Genomic DNA, 23,163 nt, shown 5'->3' with positions numbered 1-23,163 from the left:
ATTTAGGAAAAACAGGTTGGACAGTTCAACGTTTACTCAGAATAATTCAAGTGAATTTGTTTGAAAGAAGAACTTTAAAAGCTTTATTTTCACCCGATAAAATACCCATAAAACAAGAGGAAGCTCAAATGAGCTTCCTCTTGTGAAAAATTGTGGGACAGCAGTGACCCGAGGGTGCTTTTTTTTCAGAACTATTCAAAACAGCTTTAAGCTCTCATTTTAAAATGGTTCAGTTCCTGATTCAGGGCAGCGATAATATCTGCGCGGCTGATAATTCCGACCAGACGCTGCTCACTCACTACCGGAATATAGTTAAAGGAACGCTCCACAAAATAGGGCACCAGATCCTGAATCGGCTGCAATGGCTGCACTGTGACTACCTTGCGGGTCATAATATGTTTGACCTGATGTTCCCAGCTGCTGCGCACATCTGCAGCACGTTTAAACCATTCTACCACCTGATACATGGCCAGCGTTCCCACCAGCTTGCCTTCCGCATTAACCACCGGCAGGCTCATCAGGTTCATTTCTTTAAATTTATCCAGTGCATGCTGAATATTATCATTGGCATGCAGGGTCACCACGTCTTTAGTCATAATGTCCTGACAGGTAAACTGGTTGACCGCACGGGCATTGGCTCGGTCCTGAGCTTCCAGAATAATCTTTTGCAGGTCATATTCACTAATGTCCAGCAGCTCGGTTTGCTGATCTAGTACTTCCTGAATATCTTGCGGCTGAATAGTGACTTTCTGGGTCGGGGTCGGATCTTTGGAACGGGTATTCAATTGCGCCTGCTGCGGATAACGCTTGCCAATCATTCGATTAAAGACGATCGCAATTACCATCAATAAGATCGAATTCAGCAGCACCGGATAGAAAACGAAAGCATAGCCGAGTTCATGCACCGCATTGCCGCCGAGTACCGCCGTAATAGCCACAGCACCACTCGGTGGATGCAGGGAATCGGTGGTCATCATCAGGATAATAGCCAAAGCTACCGCTAGACTAAAAGCTTCCGTCGGACTGGCAATAAACAAGGCACAGGTCACACCCACTACCGCAGCAATAGTATTACCTACCAGAATATTCCAGGGCTGTGCCAAGGGACTGGCCGGAACTGCAAACAGCAGCACAGATGAGGCCCCCATCGGCGCAATATACCAGGCTTCAAAATCACCCAGAATCCATAAACTCAGTAATGATGATACCGTGAGACCCAGTAGTGCCCCAATACCGCAGAGTAAACGGTCTTTGAGTGGAAGAACTTTAAAATTCGGTTTTAAGGTATTGAGCCAGTCGAGATTGGAATGGAACACGGCGCGCCTGATTTTAATGTTTACAGATTTTGCGCATTATAAAACTAGTCGCTTTAAAGATGTATTTATTTTATATCTTTTAATTACACTTAAATGGATGCTGTTTAAAAAGCTAAGTCACACACCAGAGAAAAACCATCCATCTAGTCCTATTTTACTATTCAATCTCTCATAGGATTTTCAATAAGATCATTCATGTCAGGTGATTTTAGTCTCAGCTTCGCTATGAGAACCAGATTTAATCAGAGGTTCGATTTTGAGCAGCTCGACCTGACCATAATAGGTTGAAAATGCTACATCTCCGGCATCTACCCCGGTGCCAATGCGAATCAGCTCGTCGACCGGAGCCAAACGGGTCGGATCAAACTGTACCCACCCGCCTTCCAGATAGGCTTCAAAAATGGCATGAAAATCGGGTAAAAATTTTTCAATTTTCACATAACCGACCACCATGCGTGCCGGAATTCCTAAAGCACGGCACAGCGCAATGCCTAAATGGGCAAAGTCACGGCATACCCCTGCCCGGTGGATCAGTACATCTGTCGCAGTCGTAAACTGATCAGAGCAGCCAGAGACATAAAAAATATTGTTATAAATCCACTGTTCAATGGCTTTTACACGCGTATAGCCGGGTGTCACCCAGCCAAATGAGCGTTTCGCCATTTCAAGTAATAAATCTGAATTGCAATAGCGGCTGGCCAGCAAATAAGGTAGTACTTCATCCGGCAGGTCTGGAATTTTGACTTCACTCAAGTTTTGCCTCAGATCATTCGGAATGCTCGGCTGACGGGTAACTGTCGCGCTATAGTTCAGTTCAAATGCCTCACAGGGTTCGAGTTGCAACCGGATATGACGGTTTTGATGCTGAGCATCCTGAAATTCATGCCACTTGACCGGCATATTCATAGTGAGCTGTTCTCCGAGAATATTCTGATCGGGATGATGGGCGACCTGAACCATAAAAATAAATTCGGTAGGTTGCACAATCTTGTATTTTAAATGGCACTGAATTTGGTAAGTGGTCATGAAGTTCCTTATTATTAGGCATTATTATATTGTGTGAAGATTAAACTAATTCTAAGACCGCAATCGTATGAGATCAGTTTAACTTTATCGCGCTTCAGTGAACAGGATGCTATACATCTGATTTATTCCTGATTTTTGGATCTCATCCCATTGCTATTCCAGCATAAAATTGCAGCAAAGCCGCGCAAAATCTGGCATGAATGAAGACCATTTTAATTTTTTCCAAAATATTTTCAGCGTATTAACCCTTTGCCACTCCCCTGTAAAATCCTTATAATCAAGCACAATTTTTCTCTAATTTTAAGTGGATGACCATGAGTCGCGCCATATCGCATATTGATACCTTCCAAGGCTTAATTCTTGCCTTACAAAACTACTGGGCGGAGCAAGGCTGCGTCGTGTTACAGCCTTACGACATGGAAATGGGTGCAGGGACATTCCACACTGCAACTTTCCTTCGTGCGTTAGGTCCCGAAACCTGGAATGCTGCTTATGTTCAGCCATCACGCCGTCCGAAAGATGGTCGTTATGGTGAGAACCCGAACCGTCTGCAACATTATTACCAGTTCCAGGTTGTGCTTAAGCCAAACCCGGACAACATCCAGCAGCTTTACCTAGATTCTTTAAAGGCAATCGGTATTGATCCTTTAGTTCACGACATCCGTTTCGTGGAAGATAACTGGGAATCTCCAACACTGGGCGCATGGGGTCTAGGCTGGGAAGTTTGGCTGAACGGCATGGAAGTGACTCAGTTCACTTACTTCCAGCAAGTCGGTGGTGTTGAATGCTACCCAGTAACCGGTGAAATCACTTATGGTCTGGAACGTCTGGCGATGTATCTGCAAGGTGTAGACTCAGTTTACGATCTGGTTTGGACCAAAGGTCAGTTCGGTACTGTGACGTATGGCGATGTGTTCCATCAAAATGAAGTAGAACAATCGACTTATAACTTCGAATATGCACCAGTAGAAAAAATGTTCGAACTGTTCGATTTCTACGAAGCTGAGGCGACCCGTTTAATCGAAGCTGAACTGCCATTACCTGCTTATGAGCAAGTGATTAAAGCATCACACAGCTTTAACCTGTTAGATGCGCGTGGCGCGATCTCTGTGACTGAACGTCAGCGTTATATTCTGCGTGTGCGTACTTTGGCACGTTCAATTGCGACCAGTTATGTAGCAGCACGTGCGAAACTTGGTTTCCCAATGGCAGAACCTCACCTACGTGACGAAGTCCTGGCTCAGCTTAAAGCTCAAGTAGAAGCAGAAGCGGCTCAAGCAGAAAAATCAGCGGAGAACAAATAATGTCTAAACATACAGTTTTATTTGAACTTGGCTGTGAAGAACTTCCTCCAAAAAGCCTGAAAAAATTACGTGATGCTTTAAAAGCTGAAACTGAAAAAGGCTTAAAAGATGCGGGTCTGGCTTTCGATGCGATCGAAGCTTATGCAGCGCCACGTCGTCTGGCACTTAAAATCGTAAATGTTGATGCTGCTCAAGCGGATACGCAAAAACGTTTTGACGGTCCTGCTGTGCAAGCGGCTTATGATGCTGAAGGCAAACCAACCAAAGCACTTGAAGGCTTTATGCGCGGTCAAGGCATTACGGTTGATCAGGTGTCTACTTTCCAGGCCGGTAAAGTTGAAAAAGTCTGCTACCTGAAAGATGTGAAAGGCCAAAGTCTGGACGTTTTACTGCCACAAATCCTGCAACATGCTCTGGATCAATTGCCAATCGCAAAACGTATGCGTTCTGCAGCTAGCCGTACTGAATTCGTTCGTCCGGTGAAATGGGTGGTGTTGTTAAAAGACAGCAATGTGATTGATGCAACCATTCAGGATCACAAAGCAGGCAACGTGACTTATGGTCATCGTTTCCATGCGCCTGAAGCGATTATTCTGGCCAATGCAGATGCTTATCTGGATGCCCTGCGCGCTGCGAAAGTGGTTGCGTCTTTTGAAGAGCGTCAAGCAATCATCGATCAGCAAGTCAAAGTACTGGCTGATGAAGTGAATGCGATTGCCATTGTTCCTGCGGATCTCCGTGACGAAGTCACTGCACTGGTTGAATGGCCGGTTGCATTACGTGCCAGCTTCGAAGAACGCTTCCTTGCAGTTCCACAAGAAGCGCTGATCACTACCATGCAGGACAACCAGAAGTATTTCTGTCTGGTGAATGCTGAAAACAAATTACAGCCTTACTTCATTACCGTTTCTAATATTGAGTCTAAAGATCCGACTCAAATCATTGAAGGTAACGAAAAAGTAGTTCGTCCGCGTCTGTCAGATGCAGAATTCTTCTTCCTGCAAGACCAGAAACAACCGCTTGCGTCTCGTAAAGAGAAACTGGCCAACATGGTATTCCAGGCACAACTGGGTACTTTGTGGAACAAGTCTGAACGTATTGCCAAACTGGCTGTTGCGCTTGCTCCAATTACTGGTGCTAAGGCTGAAGATGCTGAAAAAGCGGCTCTTCTCGCTAAATGTGACTTAACGTCTGAGCTGGTCGGTGAATTCCCGGAACTTCAAGGGATCGCGGGTACTTACTACGCACGTCTTGAAGGCGAAAATGACGAAGTGGCTGAATCTTTAGGTGAGCAGTATTTACCTAAATTCGCGGGTGACGTTCTGCCTAAAACCAAAACGGGTACAACGATTGCCCTTGCGGATCGTTTAGATACCTTGACTGGTATTTTCGGTATCGGTCAGGCACCAACAGGTTCTAAAGACCCATTTGCGCTACGTCGTTCTGCGATTGGTATCCTGCGTCTGGTGACTGAAAACGAACTTGATGTATCCATTGAAGACCTGATCAAACTGGCTCTAGCTGCTTATGGCGATGTATTGAAAGACCATGAGAAGACTTTGGCAGATGCAGTTGCATTCCTTGAAGGTCGTTACCGTGCGAAATACGAAGACCAAGGCGTTGACGTTGACGTGATCCAGGCGGTTCAAGCGTTGTCACCTAAATCACCTCTTGATTTTGACAAGCGTGTAAATGCGGTAAATCACTTCCGTGCATTGCCTGAAGCTGCTGCACTTGCTGCTGCGAACAAGCGTGTGGCGAATATTCTTGCTAAAGAAGCTGCGCCTGAAGGTGCAGTGGTTGAAGCAAATCTGGTGGAAGATGCTGAAAAAGCATTATTTGCTGAACTTGCGAAAATCACACCAGTGGTTGAGCCGCTGTTTGCTTCTAAAGATTACACTGCTGCGTTATCTGCATTGGCTGCCTTACGCGCACCAGTAGATGCGTTCTTTGATGGTGTAATGGTGATGGCGGATGATGCTGAACTAAAAGCAAACCGTTTACGTCTGCTTGCTCAGCTTCGTGACCTGTTCACTAAAGTTGCAGATATTTCAGTGCTTCAACACTAAGTTCTGATTAAATTAAAAAAGCCCGCTTTAGAGCGGGTTTTCTTTTATATAAATTTTAAATAGATAATTTATCTAGATTCTATGTATAGGACACTCATATACTTTATAAAATAAAAAATAATTTTTTATCACTATAGCTATTGTGAGTCATATAAAAGACAGGAAATTTATAATGTTAAATGCATGTATTGAAGCAATAGACCTATTATTAGATGCTATATATTCAACTGGGGAAAGACATCAACTATTAGCTGAGTTTGGTATTCGTGAACCTAATAGCCCTATTTGGTCTAGTACAATCGGTACATCAATCTACGTTAGAAATGAAAAAACGTATTTAAAAGCTGTTTTTTATATTAAAAAAAATGGTGTTCCTTATCTATCAGAACTTCCAATATCAAAATTAAAAAGCAAAGTCACTCAATTTTTAATAGAAAATTTCTGGTACATCCGAGATGGTGAGTTTTCTCGTAATCCTAATTTATCTTATAAACTGCAAATTCCCTGTGATCCGAAATTGCAATTAGCTAAAGCATTATTAATCTCACCACTTTTTAATGTAACTCAGACAATTTTCCTTTACCCTTTTAATTCGATCCATACAGAAAAAAGCTTACAGTTCAAGAATTTTTTCATTGTAAATAGTTCCGACCTAAGTCTCAAAGATTTGAATATTTCTAGTAAATACTCCCATCAATTTAATTTTAATTATTATCCTAGCCTTATTGATAATCAGTTCAACCAAAGGAGAATTTCAACATGGATTGGTATTCACGCTCCAACTGAGGAAATTTCTCAGAGAATGTTATATGCCTTTCTGGGTACGATTTCTTTATTTGAAGACTCAGAAAAGAGGTATTGCTTTAATTGTGAACCTAAAGATTCTGGATGCTCTTATTTTTCCGATGGTAAACAATATACTTATAAACAAACTGTAGATTTATTACCAAGCTTATATTTCAAATTAAAAGTTGAAGATAAGCTCTCAAAATACCTAGAAAACTTATCAATTTTTTTAAATTCCAATGAAAAAGAACCGAATAGAAATATTGCAGCATTAACTCACTTTTATAAAAGTTGGTTCGAACAAGGAGCTGAACAATATCGAACTTTATGTTCTTGTATTGACTCTTTAATTGAGGACACCAAATATAATAGCTCAAAAAAGTTCAAAGATTTATGTCAGATATATACAAATAAATTTAATGAACAACAGCTTACTCATCTACTCTGGATTAGAGGTGATATTGTTCACGGTAAGGCCCCTCACCTATCAAATAGTCCATATTATGATACTTATTTAGAAACCTATTTATCAGAGCCTCTACGCGACCTTTTAGAGATTGTTGAAATAGTTTTAAAAAGTCATATTTTCAAAGAATAGAATTCTACAATTTATTTTCAGGTATTCACCTACCTTTTGACTTCATCTTTTCAGTTCTATCGCCATCCTCATTTCGGTGTTTTTATACCACTACCTACAAAAAAACAGAACATACACCTTAGCCCTTAAGCTCAAAAACTATAGGCATATCCCTATATATTTCATATACTCACCCTAACAACACTCAACAAGAAAGAAGCGCATGAAATTTCAAACACTCATTATGACGACTCTTGCGGGTATCGCACTTACAGCATGTACATCTCAACCGACCATTCCACAGCTGGAACTGGGTGTATTACAGGAAGTACAAAATCTCGAAGTTATTCCAGAAACAACCAACAATAAGGCGAAACTGACCAAATTCCTCGACAAATGCGTGATTGAATTTACTGGCGACATCGGCAACAACCGTTCAGTTGAACAATGGTCATTTAAAGGCCTGACCCTGATTGATGCCGGTTCAGCAACTTTCCAGCGTGACGGTACCAGCACAGCACAAAAATTTGACCTGCACGATACGGCAGTACAAAAGAACTTTGTAATTCTGCGCAATCATTTTGCTAAAGATGCCCTAACTCAATGTGATTAGATAGATCGCCCTGTTTTTATAATGAAAATAGGGCTATTTATTTGAATGAACAGAAATTTAATCTTTCCTCTGATTTGACCTGCTCTTTCTTTCTCTTAAAAATTATAAAATCCTCGTATGGAACTACGCTGAACCTATACTCTCTTCACAGCTTATTCATTGTTTTTGGCTGATTATCCGTTACACTGAAAACCAAACTCAGACCGCTCTTTGACGAATTCGAGGTCGATCCATAATGAATATCAAAACCCCAATTATTTTAACGACAGCTTTAATGTTCTGCGCACCTGTATTTGCACAGACCGAAACCACTCAGACCACCAAACCGATTGCGCCTTATGGTGAGAATCCGAACCTGCTGCATGTGTTTGCCTATAAAGCACAGGAAGGTGTTATCAATACTGCTGAAAAAGTAGGTGAAGTCACTGAAAAAGGCATTGCCAAAATCAAACCGGGTGTAGACCGTGCCTGGGGCAATACCAAGTCTGCGGCATCAGATACCATCCAGAAAGTAGATGAAGGTGCGACTCAGGCAGCACAGCAAACGGGTCAGAAAATTCAGCAAACCCGTGAAGTCTGGCGCGGCAATTCACAACAGACGCCAATCGTGCAACAGCCTTTGAGTCAGCCATCTACCGCAACTCAAAATTCATCGGTATCACAATCCCAATCAAGTTCCGGTACAGCAACCAGTTATGCAGTAGATGATCTTTAAATCATCGCATTGAAAAAAGCCCATTACGGGCTTTTTCTTTTAAGCATTGAAGATAGTTGAGTCTTTCTTTAGACTGAACTCAAATAAAATCATGAGAAGATAATAAAAATGAAAAAAATTCTCCTCAGCTTTATCGCCGGCATTCTGTGTGGTGTAGCCATCCTGTACATCACTTTACTGGTTTCAGGTGAAACCGTGACCTCAATTGCTGCGATTGATGATGAATTATCCTCCATCCCGAGCCTGTCTAGTGCGAATCCTTATAACCATAAAACCGAAGGCGAAAAAATCCAGCATATAGAACACTTGGAGGAAGCTGAATTTAGGCCCGCCTCTGGCAATAATGCCGACCTGTATCGGATCAAGGATATGTGTAAATTAAGAATCGGGACTCAAGGAGATGACATTTATAGCTATCGAACTGCTTATTTTTCGCAGAATCATCTGATTTATATGTTTGAAACCCATTATCGAACATCTTATGACAAGCGTCCCGATGAACGGGTACCCGAATTTAAGCGCGTCTATCAGGAAATTATATTTAACCCCCGGTCTGCACTGGTTCAGAGTGAATTTTTAAAGCTATTAGATAAATATATTACGCCAGAAAACCGAAAAAAATGCTGATCGAATTTAATCAGCATTTAGTTTTTATTTGGCAGTTTTTAATTTACCTGACGGATAGGCCGGCCTTGCTTAAAGGCTACTACATTTTCCACCATCTGATCCACAATGCGTTGACGCGCATCAACGCTGCCCCAAGCATTGTGCGGTGTAACGATCAGGTTAGGAATTGAGGCATCGAGCAATACATTTCCCTCTTTCGGAGGCTCCACGGTAAGCACATCCGTCGCAGCACCGGCAATTTTGCCTTCGCGTAAGGCCTGAGCCAAAGCCTGTTCATCGACGATTCCACCACGCGCACAGTTAATTAAAAATGCACTTGGTTTCATCGCGTCCAATTCGGCATGACTGATTAAATGACGGGTATCTTCCGTTAAAGGGCAATGCAGGCTTAAAAAATCCACTTGTGGCAATAACTCTGCAAATGGAATACGGGAATCATCTGCTGGACGGTTGGGCAAAGCTGCAATCAGTACTTTCATGCCAAAGGCTTCTGCCAGTCTGGCAACTGCATGGCCCAGCTCACCATAACCAACAATACCTAAGGTCTTGCCTGCCAATTCTACAATTGGCGCACCCAATAGACAGAACTGGCTGGCCTTTTGCCATTCGCCCTGCTGTACTGCACGTTGATAGGTTAAAAATGAAGTGGCCAGATTGAGCATCAGCATAAGGGTATGCTGAGCGACGGCAGAGGTGCCATAAGCCTGACAGTTACACACCACAATGCCACATGCCTTGGCCGCAGCCAGATCGACATTATTGGTGCCCGTAGCAGAAATCAGGATCAGTTTCAGTTGAGGGCATTGCTGGATGGTTGCCGCGTCAATCATAACTTTGTTGGTAATGATGACATCGACATCAGCCACACGAGACTGAATCTCAGCAGCCGATGTGGCCGGGTATAAGACCAGCTGATCAAATACTGCATGTAGTGCCTGAAAGTCCAAATCCTGTTGGTCTAAAGAAGCATAATCTAAATAAGCGGCTTTCATGGCTTTACCCTCAACCTTGTTTGACAATTTATTTTGATTGCCATTTAAAACAAGTCCTGCAGGGTTTTCAAGCAACTTACTGTCAGAAGTGGTTAATCTACAGACTTATCAATATGGTTACGCAGAGAACGGCGCACCTTATAAATCACATATACACTGAGAAAGATCAGAAAAATAAGAGAAGAACTGAGCAAGATCACTGCAGGATGCACACTTTCCGCGTGTGCAAAATTAGGCAGCATCAGTCCAAGAATAAAACAAATACTTGTAACTTGTTTGGATTGCATATATTTACTCCCTTGTCATATAAACAACCGGGAGCGGTGTGACTATTTTTCATACCGCCTAAGACCATATTAGGCCTTAGCAAACATAAGTCAAGTATTTGTTTTTTAGATAAATTTTTTGGTTAGTTCATTTCACTTCGTGTCACAAACTGTGTATTTTTGTCACTTGCGTCAACGAAACCGGAAGCGCCGTATTCATCTGTATGCAAATTCAGATGTTTATAGCTGAACATATAAAAATCAGCATAGCGTTTCATAATAATCGGATGCATGCCTACATTTAATTCATCCTGCTCCTTGACCAGTTTCATGATATGCCGGTCATTCATCACTACCAGATAACGTTCATCATTCAGATTGATGGTCAGCAAGCCATTACCTTTGGCATAGATTGGAATCAGGAATTTATGGTTCAGTGCAATCGCATCACCGGTATAGCTTTCGATCTTGTTGCTGATGACGTTAAAGACCAGTGCATGTCCATAGGCATCCAGCAATAACTGGCGCTTTTCCTGCGGCAGATTGACGTGAATTCCGAGCTTAAGCAGATCCTGCTGATCGACCTGTTTATTACTCAGCAATTCACGCAAAATCACCTGTTTTTGCGCTGCATCAAAAAACTGGGTATCCAGCAGCAGATCATTATTTTTCAGAATACGTCCTAAAGCAAAACGATGCCTCGGCAGGATATTCTCAATCACCTTGCGATAATAGAACTTGCTGTTTTTTTTGACCCGGCGCATTTTCTGGTAGAAATAACTTTCATCATATTCATGCAATAAAAAGTCATACAGCAGCTCGGAGCTGGCCAGAACAGCGATGGCGTCATGGCCGGTAAATGGCAGATGCAGTACATGATGCTGCGGAAGTACGGCTTCTAGTTTCAGGTAATGTACCCGGTCTTCGGTGCAATACGGGTCATATACCAGAATATATTCCCGTTCCGGACTGACATCTTCTGCCTCAATCCGCATGCCTTCATTCAGCTCGGGCTGGTAAAACATGTTGTAGCGGGCATCTTCGACATCTTCCGGATCAATCGAATATTGCGGCACCATCGCGACCACTCGCTGAACATTCAGCAGATTGGAATATTTAATCGCAGCATAGCCACCCATGGAGCCACCATAGGCAATGCGCTGCTGAAACGGTGCAATCAGCTCGGTAATGGCTTGCAACATGTTCCACATGGAACTTTTTGGAAACCAGGATTTATGTTTGGGCATGATTCCCAAAACATTAAATTCAAATTTCGCTAATGATTTTTCGGCATTGATGCTCAAGCCCTTGGCACGGGTAATCAAATCTCCAAATGAAAAAATCAATTCTGAAGATGACCCCGGCATAAAAATTGCGCGTATATGCTCATCTTCAAAAACAATCTGCTTATCCATAACTTTCCCGTGCTGGTGAATCTAACTTTTCGGCAACAATTCACTCAATGAATAGGGCCGAAAAAGTGAATATGCTATTTTATATCGATGAAAAAGATTAAAAAGCGCAAAATATGACACAATCACTGCATCCTGCAGCTCAACAGGGGTTTAGTGCAGCTGCTGAGCTTTATCAGCAGGTACGTCCTGACTATCCGGCAGATCTTAGCCCATGGCTTGCCGAGACACTGTCATTGCCTGTAGATGCAGATCTTGTCGATTTGGGAACAGGAACAGGTAAATTTATTCCCTATTTGCGTCCACTCAGTAGTCACATCATCGCCATTGATCCTGTCCCTGAGATGCTGGCCCAGTTAAAACTGGCACATCCGGATATTCATACCCTCGAAGGGATGAGCCACCAGCTTCCTCTGCCCGATCATAGCGTGAATGCCGTGTTTTGTGCACAGTCATTTCACTGGTTTGCCAATCTGAAAACCTTAAAGGAGCTGGATCGGGTACTTAAACCTCAAGGCTTTCTGGTACTGGTCTGGAACCAGCGTGATATCACAGTCGACTGGGTCAAAGCTCTGGCAGATTGCATTGCACCACTGGAAGGCGATACACCACGCTATCATAGTGGTGCCTGGCGTAAAGTATTTGAAGAACAGAATCTCTTTCAGCCTTATGCTGAAACGCAAATGCAACAGCTACAGCATGGCCCTGTCGAGCAGGTGGTTTCCAAACGCTTATTGTCAACCAGCTTTATTGCGGCACTACCAAAAGAACAGCAACAGCAGCTCAAGCAGCAATTCGAACAAATTATCAAAAACTATACGGACAAGGGTGCAGAAGATATGATTAATTTCCCTTATGTCACCTATGTTTATGTATTCAAGAAAAATAATTAGGAACAGGATTCAATCATGCACATGATTCAATTGATGTCACGAACTGCACTTTTCACTGCCGCCATGTTTTTGATGGCCTGTGACCAGAAAAGTTCACAATCTGTAGAACAGCAGGCAACGGAAGACTCTGCATCAGAGGAAATCATGCAGGAATTGAAAACTGGACCCGTGAAAAACTTCCCTAAAACGGAAGATGATCCCCATGATATTGCTGTCTTGAATGACTATGAAGAACGTTTCCAGGAAATGAGCGCGGATCTGGAAGCTGAGCTCAATGGCATGCGCAATGATGACAATCTGACTCCGGAATTTGTCCAGCAACGTCAACGCGATCATGTCCAGTCTTCGCTAAATATGCTCAAAGATCTGGAGCTTAAAACTGAACAGGGCCGTTATATTCAGGGTTTGATGTATCAATACTGGGAACATCAGGAAAAACTGGTGAATAGTCCGAAATCTCAGGCCTCTACCGTAAATGAAGCCAGTGAAAATGTAAAAGGTCTGGGCAAATATCTACATGCCCAAGAGCAACTGGAACGCTGGCGTTCGCAATATCCGGAGATGACCACCGCAAATAAAGCCCCAGCACAATAAATAATACATTTCAGGAAGCGGACGCTTCCTGAAATTTTATATGCAGTTCTAAGATTTAACTTTCACTTTCTGAAGAATGCGTATTATTGAGCTTGAACTAAATATTGCTGCACCCCTTCTGCGGCTGCTCGTCCAGTGGCAAAACAGGCTGTCAGCAAGTAACCCCCTGTAGGCGCATCCCAGTCCAGCATCTCACCACATAAGAACACATGTGGATTGGATTTAAGCTGAAGCTGCTCTGACAGAACCTCGCGTTTAACACCACCTGCACAGCTAATCGCTTCCTGTATAGGACGGAAACCTGTTAAAGGAATTTTCAATTGCTTAATCTGCTGTGCTAATTCAGTAGCATTTTGCCAAAGTGGCTTTGGTAACAGTTCACGCACCAGAGCAGCTTTTGCACCATCCAGACCTGCTTTCCGCCAGATATTATTCAAAGACTGCTTTTTACTTGGCTGTAATTTTTTAGCCAGCTGCTCTAAGGTTTGATCCGGAAAAAGATCCAGATTCAGCTGCATTGGCTGACCCTGTTTCAGCTGTTGACGCAGTCCCCGGTCCTGTTTATAGATTAGACCACTTTCCAGACCATAGTGACTGATCACGATATCTCCCATGGTCTTGTCACCGCCATCAACCCAAGCCTCGACCCGTTTTAGGGGCTGACCGAAGATTGGCTGCATAAACTTGGACCATGGATATTCCACACCCGCATTACTGGCTTGAAAAGGTTCAATCTCGCTGCAATCAAGCCATGCTTGCCATTTCCCATCACTGCCGAGTTTTGACCATGACACTGCACCACAAGCCAAAACAATCGCATCAAAGTTTTCTGTGAATGCGCAATCATTTTTTAAATCATGGATCTGTAGCTGATGATTTTTCAGATCTAGAATTTGATGACGATAATGAAATTGTACCCCTTGCTCAGTTAAACGTTTTAACCAGACACGCAATAGTGGAGCGGCTTTCATTTCTGTAGGAAAAACTCGACCTGAAGAACCAATATAAGGTTCAATGCCAAGATCTTTCATCCAGTTTTGAATCCATATCGCATCCCAGCGTTTGATCCAAGGCGCTAACCAGTCTACCTGATCATAACGCTGCACAAACTGCTCGACGGGTTCGGCATGAGAAATATTTAGGCCGGTTTTCCCAGCCATCAGGAATTTACGGGCAGCCGAAGGCTTCTGTTCAAACACACGAACTTCATAATCAGACTGGCTCAGAACTTCTGCAGCCATCAAGCCTGCCGGGCCAGCACCCACAATTGCAATGCGTTTCGTCATGGCTTATTCCGCCGAACTCGCATTCTGCCCTTGTAACGGCTGAAACTCATCAAAACGCGTTGTATAGCCTTCCGGTTTACTAATAATCAATTGCTGGCACAACTCACCACGCTTTAGATATTTAATTTCAAAATGAGTTCTTGCCGAGTCTTGGCCAATGACTTCTTTAACAAAAGGCAGCTTCCACAGGTTTTGAACCTGCTGCTCTGCCTCCTCAATATATTCAGGAATGTTACTCGCTAAAGTGATCGTGCCACCAGTTTTTAAACGCGATAATAAAAACTCAAAAAATGGCATATTCAACCAGCGCTGCGCCGGGTTATGCGGCTCAGGGTTCGGATATAAAATAAAAAACTGTTCGACTTGTGCTGGATAGAGTGCATGCACAATCCACGGCAAAGCATCGGCATGAACCGTTTGTAAATTCGGCTGTCCTTCCAGCGCATGCTGTTTTTGCATGGCCAAAAATTTCTCTCGAGTCCGCTCGATCGCTATCAGCTTGCTGTTCGGATTGGTCTGGGTAAAGAGCAATGCGTGTTTACCTTTGCCCGCACCGATTTCCACACAAACCGGTTCAGAACTGATACTTTGGAAATCACGAGGCGCATGCATACGCTGTGCTTGAAATTGACGAATCGACATAATCAGATCAAACTAATAAAAACTGTATAAGTCTAACAAGTGCAGTTATATTTGCCTAATCGAAGCTTTATTTTTCTAGGGAGTGTGCTGATGCCGACCACTTTAAAATGTCCACGCTGTGGCAAACTGACCACTTGGGAAAATAATGAATTTCGTCCTTTCTGCTCGGAACGCTGCAAAATGATTGATCTAGGCGCTTGGGCCAGTGAGGAATACAAACTGCCAACCCAAGATGCTCCCGCAGCTGAATCTTCTGAAGAAGACTGAACCTTTTAAAATATCCTATCACATTAAGCATATCCTAAATAATCACATGATTTTTATAAAAGGCTTGTAGAAAACCAACACAAGTTAACAGCACATATGCCAGTTTAATACTATGTTCTTACGCAGAAATATCACATTATTTTAGAGCAAGAACATGGGCTACATTATTCTAAAGATCATTTTAATTGGGGTAGGAATACTTGCGATATTGTCATTAGGAATAGGCATTTTCCAACAGGATGGCTTATTTATTGTTGTTGGAATTCTCCTTGCCATTATGACTTGGCTGATCTACGCACAAACCCGTCAGTCTTTAAATAATCCTTTTAGCAAATAAAAAGACCAGCTAGGCTGATCTTTTCACCTACTTTAACCGGCTTTTCCCGCAATGAAAGGATTATGCTGTTTTTCAAAACCAATATTACTAATCGGACCATGTCCTGAAATAAACCGGGTTTCATCCGGCAGACTAAAACATTCGCGCTGGATTGAATCGAGTAGCTGTTGGTGATCGCCACGCGGAAAATCTGTCCGTCCAATTGAGCCTTTAAACAGTACATCCCCTGTCCATAACAAAGCATGATTCTTGTTATAGAACATCACATGACCTGGGGTATGACCCGGAGCAAAACGCACTTCAAACTCTTCATCACCCAGCTTGAGAACTTCTCCACCTTCCAGCCATTGCGTGACTTCTACTTTTTCCGGAATCGGAAAACCGTAACGGGTAGACACTTCCTGAATCATATCCAGCCAGAATGCATCGTCCTTATGCGGACCAATCACCGGCACATCCCAAACTTTTTTTAAAGCACCAACTGCTCCAGCATGATCGAGATGGCCATGAGTCAGCCATAAAGCCTTGACCGTTAAGCCCAGTGCTTCTACTTCCGCTTTTAATTTTTCAGGTTCGCCCCCTGCATCAATCAAAACAGCCTCTTTACTGTCGCTATCCCAAAGAATCGAGCAGTTTTGCTGAAATGCAGTCACAGGAACAATTTTGACTTGTAACATAGGATAAGAAACCTCAAAAGATTAATGGGCAAGCGTCTGATTCAATGCTTCAAGATTAGCCTGTAACAGCGTATTGAGCAATTGCACATGATCTTCACGGTTGTTCAAAGCCGGAATATAACTGTAGCTTTCCCCGCCATTGGCCTTGAAGGTCTCCCCATTTTCCATAGCCAGCTCTTCCAGTGTTTCCAAACAGTCGGCCGAGAAAGCCGGACTCATCACCTGAATTGATTTCACGCCCTGTTTGCCCCACTCTTCAATTAAGGCATCCGTATAAGGCTTAACCCACTCCTGTTTACCAAACCGGGACTGGAAACTAATTGCATACTGATCTTCAGATAGACCTAAGGCTTCTGCAACCAGTTTGCCTGTAATCCGGCAACGATCCGCATAAGGATCACCTTTATCGGCATAGGGCTGCGGGATACCATGAAATGACATCAATAGTTTTTCCGGCTGCCCATGAATCGCCTGATAATCCCGAACACTTTGTGCCAGTGACTGAATAAATAAGGGATGCTGATAATAATCGCGGATAATCGACAAACCAGGTAAATTGCGCTGTTTCAGCACCCATTTTGCGACTGCATCATACAGAGGTGCGGTAGAGGTCGCTGAATACTGGGGAAATAACGGAAACAGAATAATGTGATCTTGCGGTTGAACCGAAATCTGATCAAGGACAGCCTGAATATTGGGATTGCCATAGGTCATGGCAGGCACCACATTCAGTTCAAATTGCGGATATTGTTCAATGAGTTTGGCCTTTACTTGACTCACCTGCTGCAGCAGAATCTCACGCATCGGTGAATCCTGACCCCAGACCTGTGCATAAGCCTGGGAAACTCGCTTGGGACGGAACGGTAAAATAAATAAACGCAGGATGAGTTGCCAGATCGGCTTGGGAATTTCAATGACACGCTGATCAGATAAAAACTGCTTCAGGAAATCGCGTACTGCCGGCACAGTCGGTGCATCGGGTGTGCCTAAATTTGCCAATATAATCGTAACTTTTGGTTTAGCTGTAGAAAACATGCAGTACGCCCGTCGTGGTATCAACCCGCTTACTTTAACAGCTTTTTACTTATTCTCTATATGGATTAATACACTGACTTATATTGAAAAGTACGATCTTTATCCAGCAAGTTACTGTCCAGCAGTTTTTGTGCCTTAGGCGTAATCTGCCAAAGCAGACGCTGACGGTCATCACGGCCTGACGGTACAATCCAGTCATTCTGGCGCATTTGCAATTTCAGGCTATGCAAGGCGCGAATATTAATCTGGGCACGGGCTACAGCATGCGCGCGCGGCATTTCCGCTCGTGCATCTTCCAGACCGGTTTCATTCAAATACTCATTCATACGCTTGGAGAAAAATTCCTCCGGCGTCGGATTAATGAATGTAGAGCCGAGAATAGCCAGCAATTGTGCCCAGGTCAGTCTCTTCTGAACTTTTAGCTCTTTAAAGTTACCATCCTGATAAGCATGCATACGGTATTCGAAGGAGAAAACTTCATGCATAGACACTTTCGGCAGGCTCAGGAAAGGATCCACTTCACGTGTCCCCCCATCGCGTTCCAGTTGGGCCACTTTAGCTTTGAGCTGGTCAATCTCGTCATGCAAGGCTTGAGTATTCTGAGGACGTACCCAGCCACTTACCGGATAACGTTCCAGCATTTGCGGCATGTTCAAACGTACCGCCATTTCCAGATCGCGCAAGGTACGATAGCAAAAGACCTGATCAGCTTCCTGCTGCAATAACTGACGAAATTCTTTAAATTTTTCTTGTAATTCAGGTTTCGCATCGTGCAAGGAAGGATCACGTGAAGCCGGATCTTCATGCATAAACACAATAATCGGTTTCTGCTTGGTCACAGCGTAAATGTATTCCAGATGCATATAACCTACACCGGAAACCGACTGCTCGCCATACTGGCTACCCAGCAGAATCACCACATAATCACAATCATCAATCTGGCGACGTGCAAATGCAGTATTTAAAGGAGTGCGTTGTTCCAGCCCCCAGGAAAAGAAACCCATGCCGACCAAAGTTTGTGACAAGATGATCCGCTCTGGCTGCATTTCTGCACCAGAGGTGGAGATAAACACCTGATAACGTTTATCGAGCATTGGTTATCCTCTTTTACTGCACATTGATCTGGCCGGCTAAACCCTGCCCTGACACAATATGACGACCCCAGTATAAAAATATATCTTTCAAAATTATAAGATGAGTGACGGTCGCCTAGCTGACTTCTGTCTCCATATTGCTGACCTGCCATTTAATATCGGCTGGAATCAGATGCCCTAAAATCGGCTGGAGCTGTTCAGCATTTTGACCACTAACCACAAGTCGGATTTTTAGACTGTCCTTGCACTCATGTTCAAATAATAACCCATTTTTGATCAAAATTCGGGCCGTTTGTCTCGCAACCGCGAATCCTGAGTCAATTAATGTCAGCTTTTGACCAAAAATATACTGAATTGACGATTTTAGGAAGGGGTAATGTGTACATCCTAGCACTAAATAATCAGCACCCTGATCAACAACCGGTTGTAAAATCTGAGTTAATGTCGCCAGACACTCAGGACTCATCTGCTGACCGGCTTCTACAAAAGGCACCAGATCCAGACAGGTCACCGGAATTACTTTGACCTGTGCCGGCTCGGCAAAACGGGTCATGACATCCTTAATCAGCTGGCCACGAAAGGTTGCAGGTGTGGCCAGAACGGCCACCGTTTTGGATTGGGTATTGAGGACTGCAGGTTTGAGCGCTGGCACCAGTCCAATGATAGGAAAGTTTTCACCATAATGCTCACGTAAATAATCCAGGCTAAATGCAGAAGCGGTATTACAGGCAACGACTGCAACTTTACAGCCTTCACGATACAGCCATTCAATCGCTCGCGCAGTTAGGTCACGGATTTCCTGATCTTTACGGGGCCCATAAGGTACGTAAGCCGTGTCGGCATAATAAACAAAGCGTTCATTGGGCAAATACCGGGCAATTTCCAAAGCAACCGACAACCCTCCCACACCAGAATCAAAAATCCCGATAGGTGCATCAGCACTGGCTTTAGGCATGGGATCTACTAAGGGATAAATCGGTTGGATAGCGCTCATAACGTTGCTAGTTGCTTGTTTCAAATGACCTTGCGACAAAGCTTAAACCTCAGGTGCTTAAATGCAAGTCTAAATCACCACTTTTCAAGCTTAAAACCGTCTCTCCAGCAGCATTTTCACCAAGCTCGCCCATCTCCACCAGATGTAAAAAAGCAGCCCGCTGAATAAGCGCATTGATTCCAAAACGCACATGCACATAAGGGCGCAATTCATCCTGATACTGACGCATAAAGATAGGATGTTCGCTATCGACAATAATGATGTCCTGAGTCGTGGTGGTCAGTTGCAGGTAAGTCCTGCCTTCAATCTTGACCTGATCGACCTGATTTACAAACAGAGGTTCATCTTCGACCTCGATTTCAATCATTTCAACCGGCGTCTTTAGATAGAATTTTCCTTCTTCTTTCCAGAGTACCGTGGAAAACAGGTCTATCATCGGCTGACGCTTGATCAATTGACCTTCGTGCCACCATTCTCCATTGGCCAAAACCTTGAGATCCATTGCGCCACAATGCTTTGGCTGCCATTGATCCAAAGGCGGGATTGACCTTTTGTGACTGCCCTGTGCATCTTTTAAGTATTGTGCGATATCCATTAAATTTTTATCATCGCTAGAAGCTACTTTTTTCGTCGGATTTTTATCGGGTGCTGACTTATTCATATAAAGAAGACCTTAATGACGGAAAAATAATATGTTTCAGCCAATTGGCTTAACCTGGGTTTAAAACTATACTAGCCCAGATGCTTAAAGACACTACTATTTTTGTGTCTAGGAATTCAGAACACTCATGGCAGCACCCAATCATCCGATTATGGTTGCCACCGAATAGAAATATGAGGAGTCCTACATGGAACACATCGAACGTGAATCGATGGAGTTTGACGTTGTGATCGTAGGTGCGGGTCCTGCCGGCCTGTCTGCTGCAATCAAGATCCGTCAACTTGCAATTGAAAACAATTTAAATGATCTGTCCGTTTGTGTCGTAGAAAAAGGCTCCGAAGTCGGTGCACATATTCTTTCGGGTGCTGTGCTTGAACCACGTGCCATGAACGAACTATTCCCGAACTGGAAAGAAGAAGGTGCACCTTTAAATGTGCCAGTGACAGAAGACAAAACTTTCTTCCTTCTTTCAGATGAAAAATCACAAGAAGCACCGCACTGGATGGTGCCTAAAACTATGCATAACGATGGTAACTACGTGATCTCACTGGGTAACGTGGTGCGCTGGTTAGGCCAGAAAGCCGAAGAGCTGGAAGTATCGATCTTCCCGGGCTTTGCTGCTTCTGAAATTCTGTATCATGAAGATGGTACGGTGAAAGGTATCCAAACCGGTGACATGGGTATTGGTAAAGATGGCGAACCGACGCATAACTTTGCACCAGGTTATGAGTTGCATGCCAAATACACCATTTTTGCTGAAGGCTGTCGCGGTCATTTAGGTAAACGCCTGATCCAAAAATTCAATCTGGATAAAGATGCTGATCCGCAGCACTACGGGATCGGCATTAAAGAACTCTGGGAAATCGATCCAGCGAAACACAAACCAGGCCTGGTAATGCACGGTGCAGGCTGGCCTTTATCTGAAACCGGTTCTTCAGGTGGCTGGTGGCTCTACCACGCTGAAAACAATCAGGTAACCCTAGGCATGATCGTGGATCTTTCTTATGAAAATCCACACATGTATCCATTTATGGAAATGCAGCGCTGGAAAACCCACCCACTGATCAAACAGTACCTGGAAGGCGGCAAGCGTATTTCATATGGTGCGCGTGCAGTAACTAAAGGTGGCTTTAACTCCCTGCCGAAATTTACCTTCCCGGGTGGATCTTTAATTGGTGATGATGCAGGCTTCCTGAACTTTGCCAAAATCAAAGGCTCACACACTGCGATGAAATCAGGCATGTTGTGTGGCGAAGCAGTCTTTGAAGCGATTGCTGCCGGTGTAGAAAAAGGTGGTGATCTGGCGATTGCGCGTGTGACCGAAGGCGAAGACTTCTTTGTTAAAGAACTCACATCTTATACAGACAAGTTCAACAATAGCTGGCTGAAAGAAGAGTTGTATAGCGCACGTAACTTTGGCCCGGCAATGCACAAGTTCGGTCAATGGATGGGTGGTGCATTCAACTTCATCGACCAGAACGTGTTTAAAGTGCCGTTCACCCTACATGATCTGGTGCCAGACTTTAAAACTCTGAAAACGGTCGATGCAGTGAACTTCAAGCCGAACTATCCAAAACCGGATGGCAAGCTGACCTTTGACCGTCTGTCTTCAGTATTTGTATCGAATACGGTGCATGAAGAAAACCAGCCTGCGCACTTAAAGTTAACTGATGCTTCGATTCCGGTAGATGTGAATCTGCCGAAATGGGATGAGCCTGCACAGCGCTACTGCCCGGCAGGTGTGTATGAAATCATGGAAAATGATGACGGTTCGAAACGCTTCCAGATCAACGCCGCGAACTGTGTGCACTGCAAGACCTGTGACATCAAAGATCCATCTCAGAATATCACCTGGGTAACACCGGAAGGTGGCGGTGGTCCGAACTACCCGAATATGTAATGCTTAATTAGCTTGCATAAGCCTCTAAAATAATTAATTACTTTAGAGGCTTTTTTTATATTGGCGGATTCAAGCGGCAAGTGCAACAGTATAAAAACCAGCCATAACTTCACTCGGTGTATACCAACCTAGTGTTTTTCTAGGACGATGGTTGAGTGCAAATTCTATCTGCTCTATTTGTTCGTTTGACACGCCATCAAACGATGATGATTTTGGCAGATATTGCCGGATTAAACCATTCGTATTTTCATTTCTAGCTCGCTGAATAGACTTGTAAGGATCAGCAAAATAAGTATCTATGCCGACATCAGTAATTCTTTTGTGTTCGGCAAATTCCTTTCCATTATCAAATGTTACACTATAAGCATGGCTCATTCGTAAACGATCTAATGCACAAGTAATCGTTTTAGAGGATTCTCTCGTTGGCCCTAAATGAACAATATGTACGTACAGGCTCTTTCGATCAACGAGGGTCAATAAAGCTCCTTTATGATGTTTACCAATTACCGTGTCACCTTCGAAATCTCCTAAACGTTGTCGTTGATCAATGACCTGGTCTCGGCAGTAAATACTTGTTTTATCAATGATTTGACCCCTACGATCCGTGTTTTTGTAACCGCGTTTTCGATATTTCTTCTGATGCCTTAAATGTAGATGAAGTTTACCGCCTTTTGATTTATCTTGATAAATGTACTGGTAAATCCACTCATGTGAAGGTACATCCAGCCAACCGCGTTGTGTTAAAGCACCTGAAATTTGTTCGGGTGACCAGTCCAAACCAATCAAATAATCAATATAAGCGAAGGCAAATGCTGTCATTGATGATGAAGGACGGTACCGTCTTTGACTTGCAAATTTAGCTGCCTGTTGAGCTCTATATCCACGTTGCCCAGTATTTCTTTTTAATTCACGGTAGATGGTTGATCGTGAACGTCCTAATTCCCGAGCAAGGGTAGCGATTGAACTTTTACTTTTCAAAGTAGCATAAATTTCGTATCTTTCATCTTGAGAAAGTTGGGTGTATTTCTTCATTGTGTGCTTTCCAATTGCGAGTTGAAAAAGTCTAATGATTCTATGAAT

At 43.5% G+C, this 23,163-nt stretch carries 24 protein-coding genes and 1 pseudogene; 12 read left to right on the top strand and 13 right to left on the bottom strand.

Features of this window, described 5'->3' with window-relative positions; genetic code table 11:
- Positions 1 to 146: pseudogene (locus FTV13_RS09935) on the top strand (IS4 family transposase); the annotation flags it as partial.
- Between the two features lie 60 nt (positions 147 to 206).
- Here the strand turns inward: FTV13_RS09935 and FTV13_RS09930 are convergent.
- On the bottom strand, positions 207 to 1,316 hold the full coding sequence (locus FTV13_RS09930; RefSeq protein WP_034704289.1) for an HPP family protein: 1,110 nt from the start codon (positions 1,314 to 1,316) through the stop codon (positions 207 to 209).
- 198 nt (positions 1,317 to 1,514) lie between these two features.
- Positions 1,515 to 2,342, bottom strand: coding sequence for a transglutaminase family protein (locus FTV13_RS09925; protein WP_180011900.1), 828 nt, complete (start codon positions 2,340 to 2,342; stop codon positions 1,515 to 1,517).
- Positions 2,343 to 2,656: 314 nt separating this feature from the next.
- Between FTV13_RS09925 and glyQ the strand changes: the two genes are divergently transcribed.
- The 6 genes from glyQ to FTV13_RS09895 all read left to right on the top strand — a co-directional run bounded on the left by glyQ (position 2,657) and on the right by FTV13_RS09895 (position 9,033).
- Positions 2,657 to 3,646 (top strand): glycine--tRNA ligase subunit alpha, encoded by a 990-nt coding sequence (gene glyQ, locus FTV13_RS09920; protein ID WP_005232423.1) that lies wholly within the window; start codon positions 2,657 to 2,659, stop codon positions 3,644 to 3,646.
- On the top strand, positions 3,646 to 5,715 hold the full coding sequence (gene glyS, locus FTV13_RS09915; protein ID WP_180011898.1) for a glycine--tRNA ligase subunit beta: 2,070 nt from the start codon (positions 3,646 to 3,648) through the stop codon (positions 5,713 to 5,715). The genes glyQ and glyS overlap by 1 nt, the downstream gene beginning before the upstream one ends.
- Before the next feature lie 172 nt (positions 5,716 to 5,887).
- A complete protein-coding gene (locus FTV13_RS09910; RefSeq protein ID WP_180011896.1) occupies positions 5,888 to 7,099 on the top strand; it encodes a hypothetical protein in 1,212 nt (403 codons plus the stop codon).
- 202 nt (positions 7,100 to 7,301) lie between these two features.
- Entirely contained in the window at positions 7,302 to 7,691 is a 390-nt protein-coding gene (locus FTV13_RS09905; RefSeq protein ID WP_180011895.1) for a hypothetical protein, read from the top strand.
- A 235-nt stretch (positions 7,692 to 7,926) separates the two neighbouring features.
- A complete protein-coding gene (locus FTV13_RS09900; RefSeq protein ID WP_179992851.1) occupies positions 7,927 to 8,406 on the top strand; it encodes a hypothetical protein in 480 nt (159 codons plus the stop codon).
- Between the two features lie 108 nt (positions 8,407 to 8,514).
- Entirely contained in the window at positions 8,515 to 9,033 is a 519-nt protein-coding gene (locus FTV13_RS09895; protein ID WP_179992852.1) for a hypothetical protein, read from the top strand.
- Positions 9,034 to 9,071: 38 nt separating this feature from the next.
- Here the strand turns inward: FTV13_RS09895 and FTV13_RS09890 are convergent, their stop codons facing one another.
- The 3 genes from FTV13_RS09890 to FTV13_RS09880 form a co-directional block, all read right to left on the bottom strand.
- Entirely contained in the window at positions 9,072 to 10,025 is a 954-nt protein-coding gene (locus tag FTV13_RS09890) for a 2-hydroxyacid dehydrogenase (protein ID WP_180011893.1), read from the bottom strand.
- Between the two features lie 92 nt (positions 10,026 to 10,117).
- The gene (locus FTV13_RS09885; RefSeq protein WP_005232434.1) at positions 10,118 to 10,312 is read right to left on the bottom strand and encodes a hypothetical protein; all 195 of its coding nucleotides are present in this window, start codon (positions 10,310 to 10,312) and stop codon (positions 10,118 to 10,120) included.
- Positions 10,313 to 10,434: 122 nt separating this feature from the next.
- Positions 10,435 to 11,706 carry a hypothetical protein gene (locus FTV13_RS09880; protein ID WP_180011891.1) on the bottom strand — a complete coding sequence of 424 codons (1,272 nt, stop codon included), beginning with the start codon at positions 11,704 to 11,706 and terminating at the stop codon, positions 10,435 to 10,437.
- A gap of 113 nt (positions 11,707 to 11,819) precedes the next feature.
- Between FTV13_RS09880 and FTV13_RS09875 the strand changes: the two genes are divergently transcribed.
- Positions 11,820 to 12,596: a class I SAM-dependent methyltransferase gene (locus FTV13_RS09875; RefSeq protein ID WP_180011889.1), complete on the top strand. Its 777-nt coding sequence runs from the start codon at positions 11,820 to 11,822 to the stop codon at positions 12,594 to 12,596.
- Positions 12,597 to 12,611: 15 nt separating this feature from the next.
- Entirely contained in the window at positions 12,612 to 13,190 is a 579-nt protein-coding gene (locus tag FTV13_RS09870; RefSeq protein ID WP_180011887.1) for a hypothetical protein, read from the top strand.
- A gap of 83 nt (positions 13,191 to 13,273) precedes the next feature.
- Here FTV13_RS09870 and FTV13_RS09865 read toward each other — a convergent pair whose 3' ends face one another.
- A complete protein-coding gene (locus tag FTV13_RS09865; protein ID WP_180011886.1) occupies positions 13,274 to 14,476 on the bottom strand; it encodes an FAD-dependent monooxygenase in 1,203 nt (400 codons plus the stop codon).
- 3 nt (positions 14,477 to 14,479) lie between these two features.
- Positions 14,480 to 15,124, bottom strand: a complete 645-nt coding sequence (locus tag FTV13_RS09860; protein ID WP_180011909.1) for an SAM-dependent methyltransferase — start codon at positions 15,122 to 15,124, stop codon at positions 14,480 to 14,482.
- An 84-nt stretch (positions 15,125 to 15,208) separates the two neighbouring features.
- On the opposite strand from FTV13_RS09860, the gene FTV13_RS09855 reads away from it, so the two are divergent.
- Together FTV13_RS09855 and FTV13_RS09850 are read left to right on the top strand one after the other, a co-directional pair.
- A complete protein-coding gene (locus FTV13_RS09855; protein ID WP_180011884.1) occupies positions 15,209 to 15,385 on the top strand; it encodes a DNA gyrase inhibitor YacG in 177 nt (58 codons plus the stop codon).
- Between the two features lie 154 nt (positions 15,386 to 15,539).
- Positions 15,540 to 15,722 carry a hypothetical protein gene (locus tag FTV13_RS09850; protein ID WP_004781764.1) on the top strand — a complete coding sequence of 61 codons (183 nt, stop codon included), beginning with the start codon at positions 15,540 to 15,542 and terminating at the stop codon, positions 15,720 to 15,722.
- Positions 15,723 to 15,754: 32 nt separating this feature from the next.
- On the opposite strand, the gene FTV13_RS09845 is transcribed toward FTV13_RS09850, so the two are convergent.
- The 5 genes from FTV13_RS09845 to FTV13_RS09825 form a co-directional block, all read right to left on the bottom strand.
- A complete protein-coding gene (locus FTV13_RS09845) occupies positions 15,755 to 16,399 on the bottom strand; it encodes an MBL fold metallo-hydrolase (RefSeq protein WP_180011882.1) in 645 nt (214 codons plus the stop codon).
- 21 nt (positions 16,400 to 16,420) lie between these two features.
- Positions 16,421 to 17,434: a ferrochelatase gene (hemH, locus tag FTV13_RS09840; RefSeq protein WP_180011881.1), complete on the bottom strand. Its 1,014-nt coding sequence runs from the start codon at positions 17,432 to 17,434 to the stop codon at positions 16,421 to 16,423.
- A 65-nt stretch (positions 17,435 to 17,499) separates the two neighbouring features.
- Positions 17,500 to 18,528, bottom strand: coding sequence for a DUF4062 domain-containing protein (locus FTV13_RS09835; protein ID WP_166138036.1), 1,029 nt, complete (start codon positions 18,526 to 18,528; stop codon positions 17,500 to 17,502).
- A 115-nt stretch (positions 18,529 to 18,643) separates the two neighbouring features.
- Entirely contained in the window at positions 18,644 to 19,522 is an 879-nt protein-coding gene (murI, locus tag FTV13_RS09830; RefSeq protein WP_166138033.1) for a glutamate racemase, read from the bottom strand.
- 49 nt (positions 19,523 to 19,571) lie between these two features.
- Positions 19,572 to 20,183: a DUF1285 domain-containing protein gene (locus tag FTV13_RS09825; protein WP_159123934.1), complete on the bottom strand. Its 612-nt coding sequence runs from the start codon at positions 20,181 to 20,183 to the stop codon at positions 19,572 to 19,574.
- A 187-nt stretch (positions 20,184 to 20,370) separates the two neighbouring features.
- On the opposite strand from FTV13_RS09825, the gene FTV13_RS09820 reads away from it, so the two are divergent.
- Positions 20,371 to 22,083: an electron transfer flavoprotein-ubiquinone oxidoreductase gene (locus FTV13_RS09820; protein WP_005232462.1), complete on the top strand. Its 1,713-nt coding sequence runs from the start codon at positions 20,371 to 20,373 to the stop codon at positions 22,081 to 22,083.
- Between the two features lie 69 nt (positions 22,084 to 22,152).
- Here FTV13_RS09820 and FTV13_RS09815 read toward each other — a convergent pair whose 3' ends face one another.
- Positions 22,153 to 23,115 carry an IS30 family transposase gene (locus FTV13_RS09815; RefSeq protein WP_180011878.1) on the bottom strand — a complete coding sequence of 321 codons (963 nt, stop codon included), beginning with the start codon at positions 23,113 to 23,115 and terminating at the stop codon, positions 22,153 to 22,155.
- Positions 23,116 to 23,163: the final 48 nt, after the last annotated feature.

Source organism: Acinetobacter sp. YH12235 (assembly GCF_013417705.1).
Classification (GTDB): Bacteria; Pseudomonadota; Gammaproteobacteria; order Pseudomonadales; family Moraxellaceae; genus Acinetobacter.
The sequence above is the reverse complement of the archived record's forward strand: the minus strand, read 5'-3'. Positions and strand labels throughout refer to the sequence as shown.

Bases quoted from the DNA above. Each gene is read 5' to 3' on its own strand.
- FTV13_RS09815 (WP_180011878.1), bottom strand. From the start codon at position 23,115: ATGAAGAAATACACCCAACTTTCTCAAGATGAAAGATACGAAATTTAT.
- FTV13_RS09825 (WP_159123934.1), bottom strand. From the start codon at position 20,183: ATGAATAAGTCAGCACCCGATAAAAATCCGACGAAAAAAGTAGCTTCT.
- FTV13_RS09910 (WP_180011896.1), top strand. From the start codon at position 5,888: ATGTTAAATGCATGTATTGAAGCAATAGACCTATTATTAGATGCTATA.
- FTV13_RS09890 (WP_180011893.1), bottom strand. From the start codon at position 10,025: ATGAAAGCCGCTTATTTAGATTATGCTTCTTTAGACCAACAGGATTTG.
- FTV13_RS09850 (WP_004781764.1), top strand. From the start codon at position 15,540: ATGGGCTACATTATTCTAAAGATCATTTTAATTGGGGTAGGAATACTT.
- FTV13_RS09865 (WP_180011886.1), bottom strand. From the start codon at position 14,476: ATGACGAAACGCATTGCAATTGTGGGTGCTGGCCCGGCAGGCTTGATG.
- FTV13_RS09900 (WP_179992851.1), top strand. From the start codon at position 7,927: ATGAATATCAAAACCCCAATTATTTTAACGACAGCTTTAATGTTCTGC.
- FTV13_RS09905 (WP_180011895.1), top strand. From the start codon at position 7,302: ATGAAATTTCAAACACTCATTATGACGACTCTTGCGGGTATCGCACTT.
- FTV13_RS09835 (WP_166138036.1), bottom strand. From the start codon at position 18,528: ATGCTCGATAAACGTTATCAGGTGTTTATCTCCACCTCTGGTGCAGAA.
- FTV13_RS09885 (WP_005232434.1), bottom strand. From the start codon at position 10,312: ATGCAATCCAAACAAGTTACAAGTATTTGTTTTATTCTTGGACTGATG.
- FTV13_RS09820 (WP_005232462.1), top strand. From the start codon at position 20,371: ATGGAACACATCGAACGTGAATCGATGGAGTTTGACGTTGTGATCGTA.
- FTV13_RS09925 (WP_180011900.1), bottom strand. From the start codon at position 2,342: ATGACCACTTACCAAATTCAGTGCCATTTAAAATACAAGATTGTGCAA.
- FTV13_RS09880 (WP_180011891.1), bottom strand. From the start codon at position 11,706: ATGGATAAGCAGATTGTTTTTGAAGATGAGCATATACGCGCAATTTTT.
- FTV13_RS09845 (WP_180011882.1), bottom strand. From the start codon at position 16,399: ATGTTACAAGTCAAAATTGTTCCTGTGACTGCATTTCAGCAAAACTGC.
- hemH (WP_180011881.1), bottom strand. From the start codon at position 17,434: ATGTTTTCTACAGCTAAACCAAAAGTTACGATTATATTGGCAAATTTA.
- FTV13_RS09895 (WP_179992852.1), top strand. From the start codon at position 8,515: ATGAAAAAAATTCTCCTCAGCTTTATCGCCGGCATTCTGTGTGGTGTA.
- glyS (WP_180011898.1), top strand. From the start codon at position 3,646: ATGTCTAAACATACAGTTTTATTTGAACTTGGCTGTGAAGAACTTCCT.
- FTV13_RS09875 (WP_180011889.1), top strand. From the start codon at position 11,820: ATGACACAATCACTGCATCCTGCAGCTCAACAGGGGTTTAGTGCAGCT.
- murI (WP_166138033.1), bottom strand. From the start codon at position 19,522: ATGAGCGCTATCCAACCGATTTATCCCTTAGTAGATCCCATGCCTAAA.
- FTV13_RS09855 (WP_180011884.1), top strand. From the start codon at position 15,209: ATGCCGACCACTTTAAAATGTCCACGCTGTGGCAAACTGACCACTTGG.
- glyQ (WP_005232423.1), top strand. From the start codon at position 2,657: ATGAGTCGCGCCATATCGCATATTGATACCTTCCAAGGCTTAATTCTT.
- FTV13_RS09870 (WP_180011887.1), top strand. From the start codon at position 12,612: ATGCACATGATTCAATTGATGTCACGAACTGCACTTTTCACTGCCGCC.